The sequence below is a fragment of the Escherichia sp. WS1265 genome, from assembly GCF_046487585.1.
GTDB classification, from domain to species: Bacteria; Pseudomonadota; Gammaproteobacteria; order Enterobacterales; family Enterobacteriaceae; genus Escherichia; species Escherichia coli.
In genome coordinates this window covers 85,520-108,966 of sequence record NZ_JBJQJE010000020.1, presented here as the reverse complement: position 1 = coordinate 108,966, position 23,447 = coordinate 85,520, and the positions used below count along the sequence as shown (strand labels likewise).

Below are 23,447 nucleotides of genomic sequence, written 5' to 3'. Positions count from 1 at the left end.
GTCGCCAGGCATTGTTATTTCATCATCACCAATAACAATCTTTTTATATGATGGCGAAAAGCCCGTAATCATATCCAGTGAATCGTTAAACGGTATCCACACATCAGGCAGTGGCTGTAAGACATATTTATACGGCTCTGCTGCCTGACTTGCATACTCTCTGGCTGCGTCTTCACTTGCTTTAGCTGCTGTCTGGCTTGCTGCCGATGCTTGCGCCGAGTTCGCCGCCGCAGTCTCGCTCGCCTTTGCGTTGGTTTCACTGGTTTTTGCTGCTTTTTGACTGTTAGCTGATGCAGTGGCAGAAGCAGCCGCCGCGCTTGCAGAACTGGCTGCGGCACTCTCGCTTTGGGCCGCTGCATCCTGACTGCTTTTCGCCGCAGTTTCGCTGGCTTTAGCATTCGTTTCGCTGGTCTTCGCTGCCGTCTGGCTGGACTTTGCGTTAGTTTCGCTCGTCTTCGCGGCTTTCTGGCTGTTAGCCGCAGCAGTTGCTGATCCAGCTGCTGAAGTCGCAGAACCAGCTGCAGCACTCTCGCTTTCGGCTGCTGCATCCTGGCTGTTTTTTGCTGCGGTAGCGGAGTTGGCGGCAGCACTCTGACTCGATTTTGCAGCTACCTCGCTATTTTTCGCATTAGTTTCGCTGGTCTTTGAAGCTGTCTCACTCGCTTTTGAGTTAGTTTCTGATTTTTTGGCCGCTGTTGCGCTCGCTGCCGCCTCTTTAGCTTTTTGTGCAGCGGTGTTAATTATGGGAGTATTTTCTTTATACCATTCTAGGTTCTCATTGTGCTCATTAACGATCTGCGTAAGGGATTTTACGGTTAATTCCGTGCCATCTTCACGCTCAATTGTTATTTCATCCACAGCAGTCAGCCAACTACGCATCATTTTTGAATCGGCTGACATGCGAGACATAAGCGCAGTAAAACGAGCACTAAATTGGGTCAAATCACCTTCATAGGTCGTAATTATTCTGCACGGAACATTTGTTTGGGTGCTGCCACCGTAGGCTTCAACAAGAGTTAACGAAGTGTCACTCTCGATTGATTTTATTTCATATAACTTATTATCGGGGCCAATCAATATCATACCTGGAAGGACGCCGTTCGCCGTCACTCCCCAGGCTGTGCCTGTTCCCACTACAGTTTTATTTCCTTTAGTGAGATTTATTGTACCTTCCCTGTACCACATTTATCCTTTGCTCCTAGATATGGTGGGCGTTCCATGCCCACCATTAAGTTAGTACCTACCTATTTTTACAGAAATGATTATTTTTTTCCACAATCAAAGCTGACCAATCCTAACTCGAAGGACATTATTGTCATCATAAACGTCAATCCTCTGACCATTTATAACCAATCTCCCATTGCCGCCACTATTGCTGTTGATCTCAAGCGTTCCATTTTTACCAAATCGCCATCCGGCTCGTCCGCTTACGAAGTTTGTTGATTGCAAGTCACCTACCTTTGCATTTGTGATAGTACCATCCTTAATATACGCACCATTCATGTATGCAACGCTGTTTTCGATAACAAATGGTGTGGTGATCTTTCCGTTAACTGAGTTGACTAGACCAAATCGATCTGCTTGCACCAAAAACTGGGAAAGCCCCGTGGTGTCAATTCCAAGCGCAATACCTGCGACATATTTTTGCCCACCACTTGTTGACGTTTCCATCTTCAACGTCCACGCGGTTGAAACCTTTTTGTTAGTATCAGCAATAGCAGTTGCCTGCTCTTGAATTGTCGCTGTATTTCCATCAACTGATGCTTTTAAGGTGTCAATTCGTCCACTTAGAGCATTGTCGGCGTTTGTGCGCACAGTCGCCTCAGACGTAATCGCGGCATTAATATCTTTGCTCGTTTGCGCCTGTAGATTAGTGATACTAGAAGCCAAAGCCGAATCAGCGTCAGTTCTGGCTTTCGTCTCTTCTGCTACAGCCGCCTTAATATCTTTACCCGTCTGGCTCTTCAATGTGGTTATCTGTTGTGCTAAAGATTCATCAGCAGTTGCTCGGGCAATTTTTTCTTCAGATATAGCTGCACTAATATCGCCTTCAATTTTGGCTTGTAACGATAGTATTTCTTTTGAAAGTGCTTCATCGGCACTAGCTCGTGCCTCTTGTTCACTCACAATTGCGGCAGAAATATCATCGTTAATCTTTGATTCAAGTTTGGTGATTCTGCTTGCAATAGCATTATCAGCATCTACACGAGCCGTTGTTTCTTCAGTGATTGAAGCTCTGATATCCTCATTTATTTCAGCGCGAATTTCTTCCATTTTCGTAGCCATTGCAGATATATCGTCTGCAAAAGCCTTCTGAGTTGTGGTGATCTTCGCATTACTCACCATCTGCTTGTGCTGATCTTCATCCTGACGCAAAGCAAGATCGATGTTTGTTTTAGCCAATGCCTCAATGTTTGTCGTAACTTCGGCACTAGAACGTTCAACTTCAGCCACGGTTTTTTTCATTTCTTCAATGGTGGCTAAACTGCTATCTACAGTTGACTTCATCGCCTCGATTTCTTTCGCGTTTGCCAAGTCACCCTCAACTCGTGCTTCACGCTCCTCCGCAATTAAAGCCGATGAATTGTCAAGTGCTGCATTTGCCGCCTCAACAGCTCCAGCTACAGCTTTACCCTGCTCTGATACAGTTTCCTGCAACTGAATTAAGGCAGCGTTAGAGTTTGCAACCTCCTTAAGTGCGTCTTCCACCTTGCTTACAGTACTGGAAACATCCGTTTTAAGATCGTTTTGAGCTTCTTCAAGCCGCCGATCTGTCTCTGTAAACTTGTCATCAAGGCTTTTCAGACTTTCATCCATCTGTTCATAGATGGAATCCACCGCCTCCTGAGATACTTTTGAGTCGATTTCCTCAAGTAAAGCCTGGCCAAGTTCAGAAGACGTAATTTTGCCTGTCAGGAACGACAGTACATCGCGAGTTGTCGCCTCTGTCCCCAAGTTTGAGTTCGGAGGACTTAACATACCTCGCTTGTTCGATGCTCGAACCCAGTAATACCACGTTTCGCTATCCCCAAGACCAGCATGTGTAAAGGTGGTGCTTGCAGACTCTGCGATCAGTTTCGCTGTATCCAGATTGTTGGTCTGGGATGCGTAAACATTAATGTGATCAAGGTCTACCGAATCTGGATTAACCCAATTCAGTATCACATTACGATAGTCCCCAACGGCCGTTAATGACGTTGGGGCATCCGGCGGTGTCATTGTGCCCAGCACCTGATAAACGGTACTGATAATCTCTGTTTTTTTACCGTTGAATGAAACCGCATACAGCTGGAAGTCGTAGCGTCCATTCTCCGCAACATTAACGATTTCGTATTGCTCTTCGGTTACACGCGCCGATTGCCAGTTCGATACATTGTTTTCATCAGAACGTCGCCAACTGATCCAATACTCTGGAGATTTCCCTTCCCATGTTGCAGTCAGTTTTACTGACAGGTTGCCAGGGCTTGAGAGATAAGTCCCTTCGGTGATTTGCAAATTAGACGGCTTGGAGTAAGTCGGGTCCAATACCGTCGTATTTTGCGGGATAAGCGTTGCACCATTGTCGATCGCCTCATATTTAGACGGATTGTTCTCAACAGCGGTGATGTCAAAGCTACCCGGCGTTTCCCCCTGCGCGATGTTAACGATGCGAACGCGCATAGGTTCGAGGTCTGGTTCTGTAATAGTCCAGACGCCGTTCAAAACAGGCGTTTCAGCCGAAGACAGGGCTTTTGAAAACGTAACTTTTGTTATATTTTCGCCAGTTTCAAGAACATCGCGTTCAACGATTTTGCCTTCCTGATTCAGTATTCGAATAAAGCAGCCGCCTTTGGCTAACGACACAGGCGCATCGAGTGTGACGCTGTTTTTGGTAAACGCCACAATTCGACCTGAGTTACGTTTGCCTGCGCGATATTTGTTCTGAATCAGAACGGTTTCACCAGGCATCAGAAATGACGCGTCTAAGCCGGCAGTAAATGTAATTACATCCGACTCCATTCTGGCGGTATATAAAAGCCACAAACCAACTCGGTGAGCCTGCCCTCGGCTTGTACAGCCAAATGCTACGACTTCTGTTTTACGCTCACCATAACGGCGCATTGCGTCCTGATCTTCGACGTACTCGATGTTTTGCTTATAACCGTCCTCCTTGTTGTTGTAGGTTACGAGCGCAACGGATGGGCGATCTTTACGCGCAGAACCTTTATAGGTAAACAATCCATCTTTGACGTTGGAGTTGGTAAACATCATTACCGGATCTGATGGGCTATCCTGCATGATGTTAACCATCCCACCAGCCCAAAACACCATGCCGCGGAATGCTCCAGCAATATCCTGAATTAGCCGGTATGCGTCCTGTCGACTGGTGATCTGCGTATTGATTACAAAGCGTTTCTCTTTGCCACCAAAGCCATCATCGACCTCTTCGTCACAATATCGACCAATCTGGTACAACTGGCCAAGGTCAATCATAGATTCCGACACATACTGACCAAGGCCATATCGAGCATTGGTCAGCAAATCAAAGAGAATCCACGCGGGGTTCGAAGAAGACAACAGCTTAAAAGTACCATCCCATACCCCAGCGTAAGTGTTACTTGACTCGTTATAGTTTGAAGGTACTCGAATTTTTAGGCCACGCACCAGATAAGAGCGAGATGGCATGGTGCTGCCGAATTGCTCAGAGTTTACCTTCAATCCAACCAAAACAGAGTTTGGATAGTTCATCGGTGTATCGACAATTTCCCCGATTGAATCCACCCATGTATCGTTATAGAGATACTGGCTACTGTTATCATCGGTAATACGGACTACACGAACCTTGTATGCGCGTCCAGGCTTAGGCAGCTTCAGCTCGTAGCTACGGTAATAAACGCCGGTCTTCTTTGCTGTTAGCTTAATGCCAACGCTTTTTTCACCTTCCGCGACCACATCTACAAATGTTGAGTCGCCATTTGCTATCTGGAACTTGTACTCAACAGTCGTACCGTTCGTGTCACCAGTTTTTTTATCTATGCTTCGCAAAGAAGGAAACTTCATGATGACACGAACCCGATCAGCTTCATCGTTATCGATTGAAACCGTTACATAATGTGTTTTTTTTAACTGGATATTGACGGATTTAGGCGTTTCAACGAAATCAAAGCCAGACATTGGAGTCTGGTCTTGTGAACCGTCGCGAAAATCCCATGTGATTCCGCTGAAGTTGGAGGAACCGTCTTCATTTACAATCGGCAGATCGTCGATAAAAATAGATCTTGCGCCATTTACTAAGCCGCCAATTACCCCTTCCCCAAGAAGATCGAGGATAGCGGCCATTGCACAAGAATTTACGGTATCGTCGGCTTCAACCGGTGTACGACTGGAGCTTTTGCTGCTTTTTTTACCACCCGCACCGGCAATAAACAGCGGTAGCTTTTTCTTCTTGAACTGTTCCATGTTCAAAAAATCCTTGTTTACATTAGCTGGTCAATCGTGATTGAAGAACTCACAACCTGTGAGCCAACCAGAATTTCCTCGCCATAGATAAGTTGTACTGGGTTGCCCTGGTTTTCTGTATTTTGAGGGCCGTCGAAATAATAAGAGTTCGAGTTATCTGCCTGTCTCACACTTTCGTTAGTGGCTTGCGGCGATATGATTTGTGATATGCCGCCCATCATCAGTGACAAACCGAGAGGTGCTAAAGCAGGCATCACTACCGCCGATACAACCAACAAAGCGGCCCCTACTACCGTCTGAAACCACCCAAAAGCAGATCCACCGCTTCCTCGCGGAACAGGTGTAATGCGGATTTTGGCAATGTTGTCAGACTGCCCCATCATCTGATATTCACTTTCGTCAACAGACCACTTGTGGCCCTGTTTATTGGTGATCTGGATGTGGTAACTGTCATAGGTTTTGATATTGCGCTTCATCCATGCTTTAAACCCAGGCTTGTTGGCTTCAATTAAATCCAGAGCCTGTTTTGTATTGCGCACCTTTAGATGCCAGTGGCGACCAAAATGTTTAGCCATAGGTCCGCCAAGCTGCACATGAACTAACTCAGACACGTCTCATCTCCCTTGAGCAAGTCTCTGTGACGCAAGTGATGCGTCGTATGTTTCTGATACATTCCGCCGTAATAAGCACGACAACTAAGACGGTCGATCTGGTGATGAAGAATCATTCCATCGCCGATATAAACCGCGCAGTGATCTGGCATTTTCCCGTATTGAATAAAGAAGACGTCCCCACGTTGAGGCTCTGTTCCAGGCGCAAGCCGTACCAACCCTTCGTTTCGGTAGTTCTGGTCGAGAATGTCGTTATCGCCGGTGTACCACGATGGAATATGCAGGTGTGCGTTCGGGTTAAGCTCGACGTTAAACTCACGCTTCAAATAGTCCCGACACAACATCCAGCAATCGAATACGCCAAATACATACGGTCTACCCAGGTATGGCATTTCGAAACCATCAGGTGTGATCACATTCATCTCGCTAAAATGGAAAGGGGCATCTCCCTCAACATTCTTGCGAATAGCCAGAATCATCCACGGAACTTCCGTCGCTTCACAGCCTGCACGATCGGCATCAGATGCTTCTGCTGATTCATCAGTATGTGAATGCCAGATTGCGATAACATCACCCGCATCCTCTGCCGCCATAATGTCGTCAACGTGCATTACAAAAGTGTTCTGCGGGTTCTCCGATACATTCCGCGCTTCCATAAAGCGATATTTGTCGCCATTAGTTCTAACCAGAAAGCCACACGCTTCATTAGGGTAGCGATTTATGGCGCAGAGATAGATTTGCTGCATAACGTCAGAGCCAAGCTCAGGGATTGCTTTATTACCCATATCGCGTAGCTCCAATAAACCCGCCAAAATGGATCACTCCGTTGGCAAAATAATTCCGACGCGCATTACAGGCGTCATAACGTTTTGTGCAGTAATCAGCACCAGACATAGACGTCTGCTGGTTATTTTTGTCGAAATATGGACCGGTATAGCCGCATTCTGGCCCTCGGTATTTCCACGGGCAGGTGTTTTTAATGATCTGACGATACGGCAGTTGCACCCCCATCAAATCGAACACACTGGACAATTCAAACTCGACAACCTGATGAGTTTCGAGAGTTTTCTGTTCGATAAACCACATTTCATCCGGGAAATGTTGGTTTGGATCTGCTGTTGGGTTGCCGTCTTTAAAATTAACGGCATCGAGGAAGCGAGCCAGCGTCATCTTGCGAATAATGCGGCAGCCAACAAGATCGTCGTTTGCCTGAACTTCCGCAGAGACGGTTCCGGCAAAGTTCGACACCTGAATTTTTGGACGTGGCAACGTTCCCTGGCCCGTTTTGTCAAAACCTGATGCTTTGATTGGCCACGGCTCATATGTCACTCCTTGCCAGACGACCGGTTGCATCAGTTCGTTTGTTCCGGCGTGGAAGAATAGCTTCCCCCCTGAAGTTGTGTTCGACATATCCAGTACGAACAACTCAATGAGTGCAGAGGGAGATAAGCTCTGAATATCAGCTTTAATTCCCATTGTTTCATCCTTGAAATAAGTAGGCGCTAACATCCTGTCAGCGCCACAATAATAGTAAATTAGTACTTACTTATCCAGGTGCTTAAGCCTCAAATACTTGTCTGAATGGAGCGGTTAATACTGCGTACCCTTGATATCGCTTGACCGTATGACTGTCGCATACAACTACAATCCGTTTTCCTCTTGGATTAACCCAATAGAACGACTCAACACCTGCTCGCTCAGTCAGGAAGTCATCGATTGCATTAATTTCGTTGTATGATCTGGTAAAGGTTAACGACCATTCTTCTTTAATACGATTAAGACCTTGAGCCTGTCGCTGCTCGTAGTCATCACCAAAATTAAGTACCGTTACATTCGGTTTTACGCTTTTTTCAGATTCGTAATCTGGATACCAATTAAACGTTTGTCTTTCCATCTCACATCCTTGTGAGACAGCCCCGACCGGGGCAGTCGATAGTTAGTTACGTTGAGTGTTTGGGTTGAGTGATCCGCCAGGGCGTTTTTCTTGAGCGATAGTCTCAAGTACGACGGCTTTCACCCGTTTAGCAGCATTGTTCCATATGCTTTCTGTATCGCCGGATTCTGTCGTGCTACCGTCACTATGGACGTTGATCTCAATTGATACAGGAGAAAGAACATTTCCGCCTCCACTCATACCATCGGTACTGAGCGTTACAGGGATTGTTCGGCCATCAGGCAATGGAACATACGCCTCATTCATAGAACCTTCCCCAAACAACGCTAATTGAGGCGAGTTAGCAATACCGCCTTTCTGGTATGCCCGGAGCGGGATCACGCCGTCTTTTCCGAATATTCCTCCATTTGCAAACTTCGGGATTGCAGGAATGCCTTTAGTTCCGTCAGCCACACTGCTAGTTGCGGTTTTAGCAGAGCTTGATGTCACGCTGTCGAAACCACCGCCAGCCCAAGCTGAAACAAGACCAGATGCAACCGTTGCTCCAAAACTCAACCACTTATTACCAGAGCCGGAAGCATTAGCTCCAAGCATTGCAAACGCGGCAGACAGCGCGCCGGTAACAGAGCTGAGGTTCTGCATCGAAAAGATGGAGTCCTTCACGGCTTTTGTCTCGGCATCTTTGGCTTCAGTGCTATCAAATAGCCCTGATACCCAGCTACCAATCGCATTTGTTGCAGTGCCAATTGCGCTGGTGGTCTGCTGTGTTGTTTGCCCCAATCCAGTTACCGAACTGGACGTCTCCTTCGTGGCTTCTCCTACCGACTTGTCGCCGTTAACAGTGTTGCCCATTCGTACCCCTTGATTGGCAACGGCGGAAGCAACCCCGGTCAGCAAATTACCACTCTGTGAACTACCAGCTGCGGTGGTTCCCATCCCCAACATGTTCATTAGAGGCAGCGTGATCTGCGACTTCACGACCATATTGGTGATATCTTTCAAAATGGACTGAGATAGGCTGGAGAAGCTCATCTTCCCGTTAATAACGAAATCAGTCAGGACATCAGTTAAGCCACTAAACAAATCAGTCCAGGTGCTTTCGATCTGCTCTGCCAAGTTTTCGTATTCCAGTGCCAACTTCTGCGTCGCAGTCCCCGTCTCTTTAATAAGCGCGGTATTGCCAGCAGCAATCAGTTGATTGATTTTCTTTGTATAAAGCGCCACAACTTTAGGATCAGACGCCTCATCACGAAGTTCTATCAACGCTTTGAGATTGCGGTTGTAAGTGTCTTCGAAATCAGCAACTTTCTCTTCACGAGACGGCGTATAGCCAGCACTAATAATGGAATCCGCCTCCGGTGCCCAAGTGGAGATCATCTGCTCAACATTGCGGCGATTAAACATCTCGCGATATTCAGGTGTCGCATTTTTGAGGTCTTCAAGACGTTTTTTCGCCTTGTCGATCATCTCTTGAGTGATGAACTCGTTAGGAACCGCATTAGCCAAATCTGTCAGCGATTTCGTTGTATCGCGAAGAGACTGATCAAACGATACCGTAGCCTTAGAGCTTTCACCCATTTGCCCCATAAGCTGATCGGCTTTATCCAGAGACTTCTGATATCCGGCCGCCAGTTTCTGTTGCGCTGCCTGTTCTTTCTTGGCCGCACGCTGCGAGGCGTTAGCTGATCGTTGGGCTGCTTTCTCGGCAGCTGCTGCATCCTGTTCACGAGCTTTAGTCAGTGCAGCAATGGCTGCGGCACGCTCTTCATCGCTCATTTTCTCCAGAGAGCTGGCGCTGGATGCTTTCTGCAAATTAAGCTGCGTCTTGAGTTGTTTAGGCCCAATAATCGGCTTACCTTCGAAGTCCATCATCGGAGTGCCGTCAGGCAGAGTACGCTGATAAGTCGCAGAATCCATCTGGTTTCGCATATATTGCGCCAGCGCCTTCTGAGCTGCTTTATCAGTTGTACCTAACCCCAGAACATCTCCATTGATTGACACTAAGCCATTACCACTTTTGGCCGCGTTATCCCTCTTAAACTCTGCCTGAGTCAGTTCCTGAGCAACGACTTCCAAATGCTCCTGATAGCCACGAATACTTCCTTGCAGTTTCTGAATCTGCTCGGTATTTCCTTCCTTTTTCGCTTTTTCAAGCTGATCATTAAGAGTCGCGATTTGCTTCTCGGTCGCATTCTTACGAGAAGAAAGTGAATCAACCAGTTTTTGCGCAGGCTCCAGATAGCTTTTGTTTACCGTTTCACGTAACGGTGCCAATAGCTTGTTCTTTTCGTCATCCGAAAGTGAACCGTCATCCTTGATTTTCTGGATTTTCTCCAGAGCCTCCTGACGAGCTTTCACGAACGTTGCCGCAAAGTCTCTATTCTCTTCGAGTATTTTCTCTATCTGGGATTCTGCCGTCTCTTTTGCCAGACGTTTGGCTACAGCCAAATCCCCTCTGGCAATAGTTTCATTGGTTTCATCGCGTTTCTTACGAAGTTCATTTAGCTCATTTTCTATTCGCTTACGTTCATCATGATTAATCTTTACTGTAGTTCCGGTCATACCCGGCCCATAAACCACCTTTTCGCCAGATTTTAACTCTTGTTCCTTTTGCGTGATTTGTTGCTCAAGACGCGCTTTATACTCGGCCATCTGTGCACGTTTAGCCGCCGTCATCGCTTCTGGTATTTTCCTAATCTCGTCAACGACCTTTGAAGTTTCGCTACGAAGCATGGTCATATACGTGATTAAGCCAGCAACAGCGGTCATTGCAGCAGTGAAAACAAAACCTATCGGATTCGCCGCAATAAACGCAGTCAGGCCAGCAAAAGCGCCTTTAAGCCCCGTAATCGCCCCACGGATGGCGAAAATAAGAGAGGGGATCGGAGCCAGCCCCATACGTGCCGCACGATTGAATCGAGTTACTGCTGTAGCGCCGAGGTTAAATGGAGTCTGTATGGCGGTCGCCATCGTGGCAAAGGTGCTAACCATCTGGCTGCCAGCACCAACTACCCCCATGATCCCTGCTCGCATCAGTTTGAACGCAACCATCGCGGCCACGACCTTACCGAGATTAATTACCAGCTCTTGGTTCTTTGCTAACCATTGAGCAAGCTGACGCAACCCATCGATTGCCGTCGTTAACCCCGAACCTAAAGAATTGGCAAACGAGATCCCTTCGGCGCTATTCATGATTGAAGCCAGTTCTTTCATCCCCTTTGATAGAGAATCCAGATATCCGGCCTGACCAACTCGATCAGCAAATAACGTGAATGACGTCTGAAGTTGCGCCAGCGCACCTGTGTAGGTTTGCATCATGTCTTTCGCTGCGTTCTCGTTCTCCGCACGCAGACCAACAAACATCAGAGACAACGCCTGCTTTGCCTCAACCGTACCGCTGGCAACGGCTTTAGTCAGTTCCCCCATAGTGATGCCTGCGGCGTCTGCCATTGCCTGCATCGCGTTAGGAACGGCTTCACCTAATTGCTGACGTAGCTCTTCCATTGACACAACGCCCTTACCGGACATCTGCTGAACGGCCACAGCCGCACGTTTCAACAGCTCACTATCACCACCAAAACGAGCAACGGAGTCCACCAGCGCCTTCAGAGAACCATCGGTTGGATCTAAGCCAGCAGAACGAAACTTCACGAAGGAGTCTGTTAACGCCTGCATCGCGAACGGCGCATTTTGAGCCATGTCTACGATGTACTTCATATCATCAGCGGCAGCCTGGCCAGGGTTGGGCTTCTCCTTATTCAACCCTCGAAGCATCACCCGCATACGTTCCATTTCGGCCGCAGCTTCAACAATAGGCTTCTGCCACCCAAACATGATGTCAGTAACCGTTCTGGCTGCATCTCCGATCTCGCCAAGCAGGAAAATGTTGCCACGAAGGCCAGAGAATATACCTCCTTCGTTATTTTTACCGCTGTGGCCAGAAGCGCCGCTACGCTGCCTGCTACCGCTACCACCATCACCACTTCCAGATGTACGAACACGTACCGGCTTGCTAATCAGTTGCTGACGCCCGATAACTTCGTCCATCTGCTCACGAACCTTTTTCAGTCCCTCGGCAGCCTGAGTCGTTGTGACACCCCAATTACTGAGTCGCTTCGTCGTGGTATTAAGGCGCGTATTCATGCCACTCACGGACGCAGAGGCTTCTTTGACCTCCGTATCAAAGCGGCTTGCGCTTTTGCTTGCATAGGTCGCCCAATCAGAGAAATCATTTAGCTCTGATTGCACTTTACGTAATGACGCGGTGAGTTTATCTACTGAAGAAGTTGTCGTATCGACGCGCTCAATTAGGGCTTTAAGACCAGAATTGAGGCTGGTGATGTTGCCACGCATTTTACGCGTAGCATCTGAAGCAAGCTCAAAACCGGCAGCTACATCCTGTAGTTTATCTGCCGTAGAATCGAGCTTGCTTTCCAGAACGCCAATGATACGGGCGACCGAACCCAAAGAGCGTTCAAAGGTTTGGATTTTTTGAGCAGGCTTTGTTACCTGCTCACCAAATCGAGTAAGCAGTTTCCCCGCACGATCGATTGACGCTGTAAACTGTTTGTCTTCCAGCGACAGGATAAACTCTACGTTTTGTGACATTCCCTTGTCATCCTCTGCCAAATATTTGCATCAGTTGCTCTTTGGCGTCAGGGTCTGCCTTATCCTGGCTTGGATCGTAGACTTTATCTGTTACGACTGGTCTTCCAATCCTGAGTTGCAAACCCTCCATGAACGCCTTCACAGCCTCGCCATCCGCCTGGGACGCACGAGCGACTTGTAAGTTGCGGACATCCTCTTCCGCACGCAGACGGTCTATATTGCGACTGAGCATCCAGAACATCGTGAGAGGGATGTTCAATAGCTCTAATGGCGACACAGCGTAGTGAGCAACTACACGACTGAAATAGAATCCGAGATCTATTGAAACGGTCCTTGTCCCGGATTCATCGCGGGAAATTACTTTGCCCCTTCGCCAGCCGCTTTTTCGTTTTCTTCATCAATCACTTCCATAGCGAAGGTGAAGATCTGCTGGAGTTGCGGAACAGTCAGTTTTTCAAGAACTTCGTCAGGTACTGAAGGGATAACCTTACGAACCAGATCTGCATAAGCTGTCACTTGCTCAACAGGAGACATGTTCATGAGATCTTTTCCTTCCATCTGCTTGATGGAAACGAACAGACCTACCGTCATTTCAACGATGGGATATTCCTGACCGCCAAATTTGATGCTTTTCTTCGGAGGCAGAATGGAATCTAGATCGAGTAATTTGGTCATTGGTTAAAATCCTTTTAAAAGAGAGGCTCATCCTGAGCCTCTGCTTAATTACTGATTAATCTGCGGGGTTAATCGTTACTGACTTAGTTGCCTTCTTACCACCGCTATTGCTGGTGAAGGAGATATTTGTAGAACCCTGCGCCACACCACGTACCAGACCCGTTTGATCTACCGTGGCCTTTTCCTGGTCTTCGGATTCCCAAACACCGGTTTTGTCTGCGGCATCAGCTGGAGTGATTTCGGCTGTCAGTTGCACAGTTTCTCCAGCTTTTACGGTTGGAGATTCCGGTGAGATCGACACAGTTTTTACCGGTTTAGGACCGCTCATTTTGCCCAGAACGCCTTCATCATCCGGGTATGCGCTGAACTGAACAGAGAACACACGAACATCATCAGACTGGTAGGTCATAGTGAAGTTGCCCGCGGTTGCCGCTTTCGGGATGGTCAACACATAGTCGGTGGTGTCCTGCGGAGTCAGAACCAGCTCCTTCGCCACATCAATCAGGTTAACGCCCTGTGCAGATGTGATCGTGACAGAGTTGTCATCTTCGCTCAGAGTAGAACCAGGCATCAGGTCAACCATGTTTTGGAGTACAGACTCAGCCAGAGGCGCGGTGATGGTAATGTTGCGCCCCTGAACTAATTCGGAAATTACGGTCTGCCCCAACTGATCGACGGTGACTTTCAGCGTTTCAGTGGCTACTTCAACCTGAACACCACCTTTGGTGTAACCCAAATCCACACCACCAAACGACACCTTACAGGCACCAAGTTTGATGTTTTTTACATGGGTATTAGACATTGATGGAAAACTCCTTTTTCCGTTAATTCTACGCATTCATTGCGCTAATAGTAAGTATATACTTACTAATTGAGTTAATTCAATAAATAGCCAGCAAATTCAACAGGAATGCCTGCTTCTATTAATGCCCCATCATTTTTGGGATAAATGATTGGCATCGCCATCGGTCGTACAAGTCGAAAATAAACACCACCAGATTCCGTTTCCTCTACTGGAAACATCTCAATGATTTTATTGGCTTTCTCAACCGTCGTAGTAATTGACGAACCACGCACAATGATTGTGAATGATTCGTGATAAAAGCCCTGTAGCTCATGATCGATGCTGATACCGGTATTTGGGTTAATAAGCAGGACGCCAGATTTCACATTGGCAGGCAAGTAGTGACAGAAAATGTCAGTCCCGACCGTGCCAATCTTTGCCTTCTGCATCAAACTTGCAAACGCTTCGATAAACACATTAACCTCTCGTAAAACCGGCTTTTCTGGCAGCCTCAAGAATCGCTTCTGAGAACTGCTTCTCGCTAATTTCCACCGCTCTTTCCAGAAAGTGTGGCCCAACACGAGGTTTAACACCGACAATTGGTGGGTTTGTCACGTTCTTCATTCGAGAAAGATAACCGAGTCGATATTTACCCAGCTCCATGTACTTAGCATAGTCACCTACTTCTACGCCCGGATGCCCCTGACGTGGTTTTGCTCCAGACACAGAAAGCTCAATGCGCAGCCCTGAATAACCTTCTTTAATCACCCTGGCAAAGATAGCTGTCTCCAGAGATCCGGTTTCCAGCGGAGCCATTGCACGGCTGAGACGCTCAACCAAACGCGCCAGCTTTTCCATGTCCCGAATTAGATATCGCTTAAATGCTTTCTGGCTGTTGTTGAGTCTATTCCCCGCACGTTTGAACTGATGCACATCGTATTTCAGACCCATATATTCGCCCCCACTTCAAGATGCCCAGGTCTTCCTCGTAGCCCCCAGCGGCGATGAACACTGGACACCTTTAATTTTTGACCTTCAAGGATCAGTACATCATCAAGTTGTACAGCCGCTTCCAAAGGGACAACTAACACAGCATCAAACAGCTCCAGACTCGCCTTACCACGACTACCAGAGCTATCAGCACGAACTGACGATTTCTCATTACTCTGTTCGAACTTAACCACGCCGACATTCGTCTTCCTGACGAATTGTAATTGCGCCTCACCGTAAACGTTCTTTGCGCCAAAGCGGTAGATCGCAATTTCTGTTTGCCATGAAATATTCATGCTCTCTCCCTGTTGTTGTCGGTCGCTCTCATTACTGGCCAAAAACCCTTTAGACCAAAAGTAAATAATGCGACTGGCGTTACGCACGGCGAACAATCATACGGTTGTTGATGTAACTGACCAGCAAGCGCCAGGTACTGCGAGCCACATGCACGTTTGCAGCTTTGCCGGTACGGTACATGTTGGTTGTTTCACCGATGGACTCTGACAAAATGCCATCTTCTCGTGCTGCGGCAACATCATTGCCATTTGCGATCTCACACGCTTCGTTGACAACGGCAAGCATCAACGCTTCTTTGAAGTAGTCAGGGAACTCTTCAAACTTCTCCTGCGTCATCTTTTCCCAATCGACTAAATCATGCCGATACGCTCCATCTGCTCCCCACGGAATGTCATACACATTCAGCATATTTTGAGGGCGATCGTATCGGTCAAAGTCGATACGTAGAATTTTGCGGATTGAGAACGGTAAAGTTTTAATTCGTCTGGTAGCCTCAATGAGACGCTTGCGCATTAAGCCTTCACCATCCGATAGCAAAGTGTCCCCATTCAGCATATCGATCGCCTGCATTTGAGCATCAGCGACAGTTGCAAACGACTGTTCTGGTATCGACAGTTCAAAACTATTCAGCAGAACATACATTTGCCGCTCTTCATGCGTCAGACCCGATGCAACAGCCTTCACAATGACGTACCGCAGATCGCGTTCTTTCTCAGAGAGCTGGTTATATTCAGCCGACACGACAACCGGAATCGACATTTGCCCGCTGGTAATTTCTAGCGGCTCGCCATCAACGAGAATAGCCCCGGTGCTGTCCTTTACTGTGTAGGTGGCAGATTCGATATCCAGCACGTTGAAGGCAAATGAAAGAGAAACAGCTTCACCGCTACGATACGAGTCGATCTGCGCCATTACTCACCGCCTTGTGCTTTCAGGATGCCTTCAATCATCTCGACAATTCCTTTCGCTTTAACACCAACCTGATTACCAATAACTCGTAGACCGGCAATACCTTCGTTGTCTGCAATGGACTCCAGCTCTTCTCGTGTGAAAGCCTGGATCTGTTTGGCCGGTTCATCTGGTGTTCCACGTTTCATTGGCACAATGTCAGGCGCTGCTGGCTCGGTAATCAGGTCTGCTGTCAATTCACCACGAGCACTGTATGCGGCAGACGGAGAGACATTTTTGCCCTCTACTGTTGACGCTCGCATTGAAGCACAAATCCTCTGCTGATCGATAAAAGGCAACTCCGCTACAGATACCCCGTTCTCGAACTGAACGCCGCACAGCATTCCCGAATAACCGGAAAATTGCGGTTCTAATAAAACAATTTTTGCTGGTTTCATAACGCTTTCTCTCCACTTGGGCGGCTTTCACCGCCCAATATCGGTTATTCCTGTACGGCAGTGACCTCTACGGTCGCTGTCGATTTGTGGCTACCATCTTGGGTAGTAACCTCGATTGTGGCAGTACCAGCCGCAACACCAGTTACAACACCGGTTTCGCTGTCCACCGTTGCAAACTCGGTATTTTTGGATTCCCAAGTAACGGTTTTATTTGTGGCTCCTGCAGGCTCGACATTTGCGGTCAGCTGAACAGTTTTGTTTGCCTCAACGGTTGTGCTATTTGGGTCGATTTCGACACCAGTAACAGCCACAACAGGCGCAGTTACTTCCACCGTTGCAGTTGCCTTTTTGCTGCCATCTTGGGAAACGATCTCAATCGTCGCAGTGCCAACTTCTACACCAGTAACGTTCCCGCTCTGGTCTACCGTTGCCTTGTCTTCATTTTTAGAAGACCAGGTAACAGCCTTATTCGTCGCATTTGACGGCTGAACATTCGCTTTCAGACTGACTGATTTCCCTTTCTCAACAGAGGTTGAGTCTGGCGTTACCGTTACGGATTGAACGGCTACCGGATTTACGGTGACTTCCACTGAAGCGGAAAGCTGGGTTTCCTGATCAGTTGCAGTAATTTTTACTTTGCCTGGTGCTACGCCAGTTACTAATCCAGTGCCGTTAACGGTTGCAATTTGATCATTGGCTGACTTCCAGGTGAATGAACTGGCACTCTTACCCATACTAATACCTGCACTAAGTTGAACAGTTTTCCCAACCAAAACTGACGGTGAAGCCGGGGTTATGTTTACGGATTGGGAGAGGGGAACCGCCTGCAAACAAGCAGATAGCTGACTTTGTTGCCGCTCGGTTAAAGGTTCATCGGAGATAGAATTGGTAAATCCGGCGCGGCACATATGCCCCGTAAAATCCGAAAATGCCTCTTCCGTAATCTTCATCTTTTGTTCTGGCATTTCTTGCTCCTACAAAAAGGGTGGGCGTATAGCCCACCCTTAAACATAGATAATTACTTATCTACCGCACTGATTAAATTTTTACATTGGTCAGTGCAGCGATAGCCTTATCGTGCTTATTCGCCAGAGAGCAGTACCACTTCACACGGGTACGTACTGCGTCTTTGTTCTGTACAGTACCAATGTTTTCAACAACGATACCTGCGTTATCGCCGCCATACAGACCAGTAACGCCGTTCTCTTCTGACAGATGCAAGCAGTAGATGCTTGCTTTGCCAGCATCGGTCGGGATGAAGTCGTTGATGATGAACGGAACGCCGTTATGACACAGCATCGGACGACCGAAGTTCTCCATCATGATTTCAGACGGACCTACATTTACTGTACGCAGCAGCGCACGGTAAGCACGAAGGTGCTCTGAACGCATCATGATGCAGTCAGCACCAAGATCTTTCACCGCATCGACCAGTTCGTCGAACATAGAGAAAGTCATAGATGCACCGGCGATATCGATCTTCTGATCTGCGTGCATCAGGCGTGGAATACCGTCGAACGCTTTGTTGTTGGAGCTGGAGTCACCCAAAATCAGGTTGCGGCGGAACGCACGAGCCAGACCTTTAACTTTCTGACGAACCTGAATAGCCAACTGGTTATTGGTGTCGGCCATAGTGGTTGCCAGGAATTTATCAACGTCTACGTCACCAGCCAGAATACGCAGTTTCGCAACGCATTCTTCGAAGGTTGCTGCACCTTCAGGGATGGTGTCGTTAACGTCGATGAAGGTAGCTTCACTCAGCGTTTTTTCACGGTTGTACAGATATGCCTTTGAATTAATTTTCATAAAAGGCAGGATGGCAAACAGGTCATCGCGATCGATGATAGTTTCGATCACACCCTGTTCAAGTTCGTTGTTAGACAGCTTTTCAGCTTCTTCACGCAGTAATGGCATCTATCAATTCCCTTTGATTTAGATGTTACTTAAGTCCAATTTTCCCCAGACCGGAGGCCAACTTATCCATAGTCGACTTGTTCTTCGGTTGGGATATTGTGTAGGTTGATTTGGAATGTGAGCCTACACCCTGCTTGGCTTCGCTACGCATCAATGCGTCAGCTTCCGGATCTGCCCGCACAATGCGTTCAATCGCGGATTCAAACGGCAACGGCTTACCTTCACCGTCAACCAGAACAGCTCGTTCTTTATGACCTGCCGGTTTGTCATAACCCACTACGCTACCGTCTTCACCCACTTCAAAATGAGAACCGTAGATCACGCGGGCTTTTGCCGGAGTCATCAGAACTTTGTCACGTAGGAAGAGAGAGTTACTGAAGGAAGCGCCCACGGTCATCTCGACTAATTGAGATTTCAGTGATGCGTTTTCACTTTCCAGTGCTGCATAACGTTCGTCACGCTGTGCCAGCTCTGCCTGGTGTGCTTCGATCATCTGTTTTTTAACAGCATCGAACTCACCACGACGCTCCAGTTCAGCTTGCTCCGCCTCACGACGTGCGTTTTCTGCGGCCTGTTCAGCTTCTAAAAGCTGGCGAGCACGCGCCGGGTCGATATCACCGTACTGAGCAAGCTGATCGGCCAATGTGCGCTCTTTCTCTTTGCGCTTCATGTTCTCTTTCAGCAGTTCAGCACCAGCTTTCTTGGTTTTGCGAAGTTCGGCCAGTAACTCTTCATGAGTCATGCCAGCGTATTCGTCATCACCCTTCGGCTGCTCTTTTTGTTCACCCTGTTTGTCAGGATCTTGTGTACTCTGCTCATTATCAGCAGCTACACCGCCAGCGCCTCCACGCTCATGCGCTTCAGCAACATCCATCAGACCACGACGGGCCAAAAGCATTTGCCACAGTTTCATAAAAATTCCCTTTGTTACTTATCACTCGTTCTCTTGAGTAGATGAGTCCCCATTCCCTCGGGGTTGATCTTGCCCGCTTTCTTGGGCTGCACCACAATCATAAGTAAGTACTGACTTATTTTCAAGGGTATTTAGATCATTTTTTGGCGGAAAATTCAAGAGATCTTTATCAAATTCCTTTTTCATCGCCTCAGTAATGTTCGGGAAAATCTTCTCAATAAGCATTTCCATCTGGTGACGACGTACAGAGCCCGGTGCCTGAAGTAATGACAGTTTCTCGGCAACAGAAAATTCATCTGTAAGGCCACGAATATCGAAACTTTCTGGATACGCAATTAAAGAGTGGTCTTCGTCCAGATCTACCCCCATCCATTTCGCAACCAGTAGCATGATTTGGCGTTCAGCCCTTTCCAGACGCTCTGCTTTTGTGACAAGCAAGCTATTTACACGCTGGAAGTCATACATTTTTGCGGCACCAGATGAGTTATCGATTCCCTGTGCGTTGTCCTGCTTCGTTCGCTCACCAGCTACACCAACTGAATGGTAGATTTCGTTAATCACCGTCTTAATCGTAGTGATGATCATCTGAGCTTGTTTCGGGTCTGGTGACAGATAAAACGGCTGGTTTCCACCTTCAGAATCGTAGGTGAAGACTCGCTTTGTGCCCATTTCAAGCACTTTAGTGTGGTTTTCATCACCAGGTAAAAGCGACTGTACCGGTATAGCCAACTGGCTAAATGTCTGATCCTGAATAATGGCATCAAGGTTTGACAGATAGTTTGCAACCGCACGATCAAGATAAGCGATATCATCGATCAACGATGGGCTGAAATACGGTGATTCACTTTCTCCAATACAATCAACAGGAAACACAGGAACTACGCCGAGATTATGCTCACCGCTATCCTCTAAAATAACTTTTGCCTGACGGCGACCTGCTCCACCAGCGCCCTTCTTCACTTCCTCACGGAACAGATACCACTCGTTTTGTGTCCACAGACGATAACGTTGGTATTCCTGACCTGTAGAAGTAAAAGGATCTGCGTCATCACGAGCGACCTCCACAATTAACGCCCACAACATATTCCCGTCGTCGTCCCATGCCACATCCAGCATTTGCTGAGGTGAAATCCAGTAGGCGTAGGCGCGAGCATCTTTCTTTTTCTCGTCAGCTACTGACTCAACATCACCACTCATCGTGCTATCGACAACAACCCATATGCGACCGTAAATAGACGACTGCAAATCAATAGCGGCCATAAATGAGTCAATAGAGGCATTCTGGCGAGTCGCACGTTTCCAGAAATTGCGGATCTGCTCTGGTGCCTCTTCGATATTTCTATGAATGTCTTCTTTAAAGAGATATTTGTTGATGAGGTTTACCACCTCACGAGTGTGGTTGAAGCGATAAGCACGCTCAACTCGCTCCTTAAACTCCTGATCTCCCTCTTTAAAGTAACGAAAGATATTGTCTGTAAACCAACCACGCCCGCCAGCGTAAGTGCTGGCGAGGAAGTCCCAATGTTCTTTTTTCTTTTCGTATTCCGGGTGGCGTCGCGCCACCAGATCCTTAATTTGTTTATCGTTCAATTCCATTTGAATAACCTTAGATAATTACCTACCTATCAAGAACCACCAAGAATAACACGGTTTTTGACTGGATACCTACGATGTACTGGATAGCCCAATGCGTCTGCACTATGCTCAATGCCACCTGTCTTATCCATATCTCGTGTTCCAGGCTTGTAGATGACTTTTTCCAGTGAATCAATCAAATGCTTGCACTTCGGATCGATATACAACCGGATATCTCCAGATGCGGTCATCAGCATTCGGTTAACAGCATTAACACGATCCGCAATTGGCGGGTGCTTTTTCGAATAATCGACACGTAAGAATCCCTTCTCTTTGAAAATGTCGACGTCAGACTCCCCGCGAGCATGTTGGCGATAAGCACCTGCCGGATCTGGAAATACCGTTATCTGTGATTTCCAGCGCCAGAAGCGTCTCTCAAGCTCATCACAAACCTCTGCCGTGTTAGAGGAAAAGAGCACCAATTCATCAATTGCCCATAGCTCACCATTTGGCTGAGGTTGCAAAATTACTGAAGACATCGGGTCAATGTTGAAGTCCTGCCCTACCCATATAGGCAACCGAGGGTTGAACTGAAGCGGTTTTACATGCACGTTACGATCGAACGGGTAGTAAACGCGCCCGGACATGTTCTCAAAGCTCGCCAGGTACTCCTGAGCGAACGATTTCGGGTCCATATCGTTCTTAGCAGCTTCAATTTCCGCCGTAGGCACAAACGGAGAATCGGCAGTTACAAACTGCCAGCTCTTCCACTGTCCCTTTCTTTGCAGCTCTACGTTCTGGCCTATAGTCCACAGTTTGTGAAATTCCGAGAAGCCTTTTGGCGTACCAATGATCAGTGCACCGCCGCGTGTCGATGAAAGAGTAGGTCGTAACACCTTGTACCAGGTGTCAGCCTTCATATCCTGAAATTCATCAAGCACTACAAAATGCAACGCTACGCCGCGCAGAGTGTCAGGCTTATCAGCACCTTTGAGGGCGATCTCCGAACCGTTCTTCAACACGATTGTCATCGTGGTGTCGTTCTTTTTCCTAACCCACTTACGAGGCAGAACTTCCTGTAGATCGTCCCACAAAATCTGGCGAGCCATCTGGTAAGTAGGAGCGACATACCAGACCCTTTGCTTTTTTTCCTTTGCCGCCGCACGAATAATAGTGGAGATCGACAACCGGGATTTTCCCCAGCGTCGACCAGCACAAACAACTTTAAATCGATGCGGAGACTGGAAGACTTTCATCTGTCCAGAATGCAGTTGCACAAGACTGAGCGAGGACGGGATTGCCATTATTCGTCCTCCCCTTCACTTCCATCATCTGTCGCATCAAATTCGCTTAGAGCTTCTTCTTCCAACGTCTCAAGCAATTCGTCATCGATGATTTCAGGCTCGTCGTCTTCCTGACGTAATTTCGCCACCTGGGAAGGCGTAAGCTCACCAAATACCAGGTTCGGAATTTCTTCCTCGTCATTTTCCGCATGATCCATGCCCAATGCTTTGGACGAAACTTCAAAGCATTTTGCAAGGGTATTACTGGCTCTCTGTAAGCTCTTGAGAGAATCCTCAATCGCCCCTAAAGGCTTACCCTCACGTTTGGCCGTAGTGACTTCGACCATCACCATCTGCCCCAACGCATACGCCCAGCCGTCATAACGTGTACGACGTTCTTCTATCTTTTCCGCACGAGCTTTAGCGCGAAGCTCTGCGTCAGATTTAAGAGACTCACGAACCATCTTCCCAACAGAGTCCGCGCCTTTCTCTAATCCTCGCTTTTTGAAATGTCTGGAGAGTGTTTCACGACGAATGCCGTACTCTTCCTCCAGCTTTGAGAGTGTATATTCGCCTGACGTCCATTTGGCTTCAGCTTCGGCCCACTCCGCTGGTGTCAGGCGAGTTTTTACCTCGTCTTTTTCGACCGTCATAGATCCCTCTAAAACACACAGAGCGCGTCCATGCGCTCTAAAACAACTTGTTTACTGCGTATGCTAACCAACTTGTTTTCTGGGGTGTTTAATTAGGTCTGGGCATGTCTTACTAAGCCTGCTTCCGTATATATTTAATAAGTTACTTATTATTTATATATACAGAAGCAGGTCTTTAAATAAGCTCCCAGACCGATTACATCACCAGTAACTTCGCTTTGGCTCGACCTAAAGTGGTTAACCCAAGAGTCCGGCGGTGATAGCGATTGTCACTGCGTTGGCGCGTATGCCCTTTCTCCACCAGCCCCTTTTTTATCAGAGCGCGAATTGAGAACTGGATACTTTGCTTTGTTGTCTTGTACGGCAAAACTTCAAGCAATTCGTCCAGATCAAGTAGATGACCTCGCTCATAACCGAGATTGAGCGTTTTGATGATGTCCTTTTGTTTGTCGGTTAACGTCATGG

The 23,447-nt window shown here is 47.6% G+C and carries 21 protein-coding genes and 1 pseudogene; all 22 read right to left on the bottom strand.

The genetic code is table 11. The annotated features are described in order from the left end of the window. Window positions 1-1,134, bottom strand: a pseudogene (locus tag ACJHX3_RS18965) (hypothetical protein); the annotation flags it as partial. Window positions 1,135-1,278: 144 nt separating this feature from the next. After that, window positions 1,279-5,439 (bottom strand): phage tail protein, encoded by a 4,161-nt coding sequence (locus ACJHX3_RS18960; protein WP_410236198.1) that lies wholly within the window; start codon window positions 5,437-5,439, stop codon window positions 1,279-1,281. Window positions 5,440-5,456: 17 nt separating this feature from the next. After that, window positions 5,457-6,050, bottom strand: coding sequence for a tail assembly protein (locus ACJHX3_RS18955; RefSeq protein WP_024171470.1), 594 nt, complete (start codon window positions 6,048-6,050; stop codon window positions 5,457-5,459). Further along, a complete protein-coding gene (locus ACJHX3_RS18950) occupies window positions 6,038-6,835 on the bottom strand; it encodes a C40 family peptidase (protein WP_001405045.1) in 798 nt (265 codons plus the stop codon). The genes ACJHX3_RS18955 and ACJHX3_RS18950 overlap by 13 nt, the downstream gene beginning before the upstream one ends. Beyond that, the gene (locus tag ACJHX3_RS18945; protein WP_000511446.1) at window positions 6,828-7,526 is read right to left on the bottom strand and encodes a phage minor tail protein L; all 699 of its coding nucleotides are present in this window, start codon (window positions 7,524-7,526) and stop codon (window positions 6,828-6,830) included. Before ACJHX3_RS18945 ends, ACJHX3_RS18950 begins: the two co-directional genes overlap by 8 nt. An 82-nt stretch (window positions 7,527-7,608) precedes the next feature. Next, complete coding sequence (locus ACJHX3_RS18940) at window positions 7,609-7,944, bottom strand: phage tail protein (RefSeq protein WP_053900116.1); 336 nt, start codon at window positions 7,942-7,944, stop codon at window positions 7,609-7,611. A 42-nt stretch (window positions 7,945-7,986) separates the two neighbouring features. Next, complete coding sequence (locus ACJHX3_RS18935; protein ID WP_094307964.1) at window positions 7,987-12,552, bottom strand: tape measure protein; 4,566 nt, start codon at window positions 12,550-12,552, stop codon at window positions 7,987-7,989. Window positions 12,553-12,559: 7 nt separating this feature from the next. Beyond that, on the bottom strand, window positions 12,560-12,784 hold the full coding sequence (locus tag ACJHX3_RS18930; RefSeq protein WP_000952686.1) for a hypothetical protein: 225 nt from the start codon (window positions 12,782-12,784) through the stop codon (window positions 12,560-12,562). Window positions 12,785-12,909: 125 nt separating this feature from the next. Then, complete coding sequence (locus ACJHX3_RS18925) at window positions 12,910-13,227, bottom strand: hypothetical protein (protein ID WP_000163861.1); 318 nt, start codon at window positions 13,225-13,227, stop codon at window positions 12,910-12,912. Window positions 13,228-13,282: 55 nt separating this feature from the next. Then, window positions 13,283-14,029, bottom strand: coding sequence for an Ig-like domain-containing protein (locus tag ACJHX3_RS18920; protein WP_000072377.1), 747 nt, complete (start codon window positions 14,027-14,029; stop codon window positions 13,283-13,285). Between the two features lie 74 nt (window positions 14,030-14,103). After that, complete coding sequence (locus ACJHX3_RS18915) at window positions 14,104-14,487, bottom strand: minor capsid protein (protein WP_000469440.1); 384 nt, start codon at window positions 14,485-14,487, stop codon at window positions 14,104-14,106. Between the two features lies 1 nt (window position 14,488). Next, window positions 14,489-14,962, bottom strand: a complete 474-nt coding sequence (locus ACJHX3_RS18910) for a hypothetical protein (RefSeq protein ID WP_094307965.1) — start codon at window positions 14,960-14,962, stop codon at window positions 14,489-14,491. After that, window positions 14,953-15,297: a hypothetical protein gene (locus ACJHX3_RS18905; protein WP_001027663.1), complete on the bottom strand. Its 345-nt coding sequence runs from the start codon at window positions 15,295-15,297 to the stop codon at window positions 14,953-14,955. Before ACJHX3_RS18905 ends, ACJHX3_RS18910 begins: the two co-directional genes overlap by 10 nt. Window positions 15,298-15,376: 79 nt before the next feature. After that, window positions 15,377-16,210 carry a hypothetical protein gene (locus ACJHX3_RS18900; protein ID WP_000057118.1) on the bottom strand — a complete coding sequence of 278 codons (834 nt, stop codon included), beginning with the start codon at window positions 16,208-16,210 and terminating at the stop codon, window positions 15,377-15,379. Next, window positions 16,210-16,644: a hypothetical protein gene (locus ACJHX3_RS18895; RefSeq protein WP_094307966.1), complete on the bottom strand. Its 435-nt coding sequence runs from the start codon at window positions 16,642-16,644 to the stop codon at window positions 16,210-16,212. Before ACJHX3_RS18895 ends, ACJHX3_RS18900 begins: the two co-directional genes overlap by 1 nt. A 44-nt stretch (window positions 16,645-16,688) precedes the next feature. Beyond that, window positions 16,689-17,609: an Ig domain-containing protein gene (locus tag ACJHX3_RS18890; protein WP_094307967.1), complete on the bottom strand. Its 921-nt coding sequence runs from the start codon at window positions 17,607-17,609 to the stop codon at window positions 16,689-16,691. Between the two features lie 73 nt (window positions 17,610-17,682). Continuing rightward, window positions 17,683-18,558, bottom strand: coding sequence for a major capsid protein (locus ACJHX3_RS18885; RefSeq protein ID WP_001130338.1), 876 nt, complete (start codon window positions 18,556-18,558; stop codon window positions 17,683-17,685). A gap of 25 nt (window positions 18,559-18,583) precedes the next feature. After that, the gene (locus ACJHX3_RS18880) at window positions 18,584-19,471 is read right to left on the bottom strand and encodes a DUF6651 domain-containing protein (RefSeq protein WP_000780587.1); all 888 of its coding nucleotides are present in this window, start codon (window positions 19,469-19,471) and stop codon (window positions 18,584-18,586) included. A 21-nt stretch (window positions 19,472-19,492) separates the two neighbouring features. Then, window positions 19,493-21,067, bottom strand: a complete 1,575-nt coding sequence (locus ACJHX3_RS18875; RefSeq protein ID WP_094321869.1) for a phage portal protein — start codon at window positions 21,065-21,067, stop codon at window positions 19,493-19,495. A gap of 29 nt (window positions 21,068-21,096) precedes the next feature. Then, window positions 21,097-22,350, bottom strand: coding sequence for a phage terminase large subunit (locus tag ACJHX3_RS18870; RefSeq protein ID WP_410236197.1), 1,254 nt, complete (start codon window positions 22,348-22,350; stop codon window positions 21,097-21,099). Continuing rightward, window positions 22,350-22,982, bottom strand: a complete 633-nt coding sequence (locus ACJHX3_RS18865) for a hypothetical protein (RefSeq protein WP_000215413.1) — start codon at window positions 22,980-22,982, stop codon at window positions 22,350-22,352. Before ACJHX3_RS18865 ends, ACJHX3_RS18870 begins: the two co-directional genes overlap by 1 nt. 196 nt (window positions 22,983-23,178) lie before the next feature. Next, window positions 23,179-23,445 (bottom strand): hypothetical protein, encoded by a 267-nt coding sequence (locus ACJHX3_RS18860; RefSeq protein ID WP_000176292.1) that lies wholly within the window; start codon window positions 23,443-23,445, stop codon window positions 23,179-23,181. Between the last annotated feature and the right edge of the window lie 2 nt (window positions 23,446-23,447).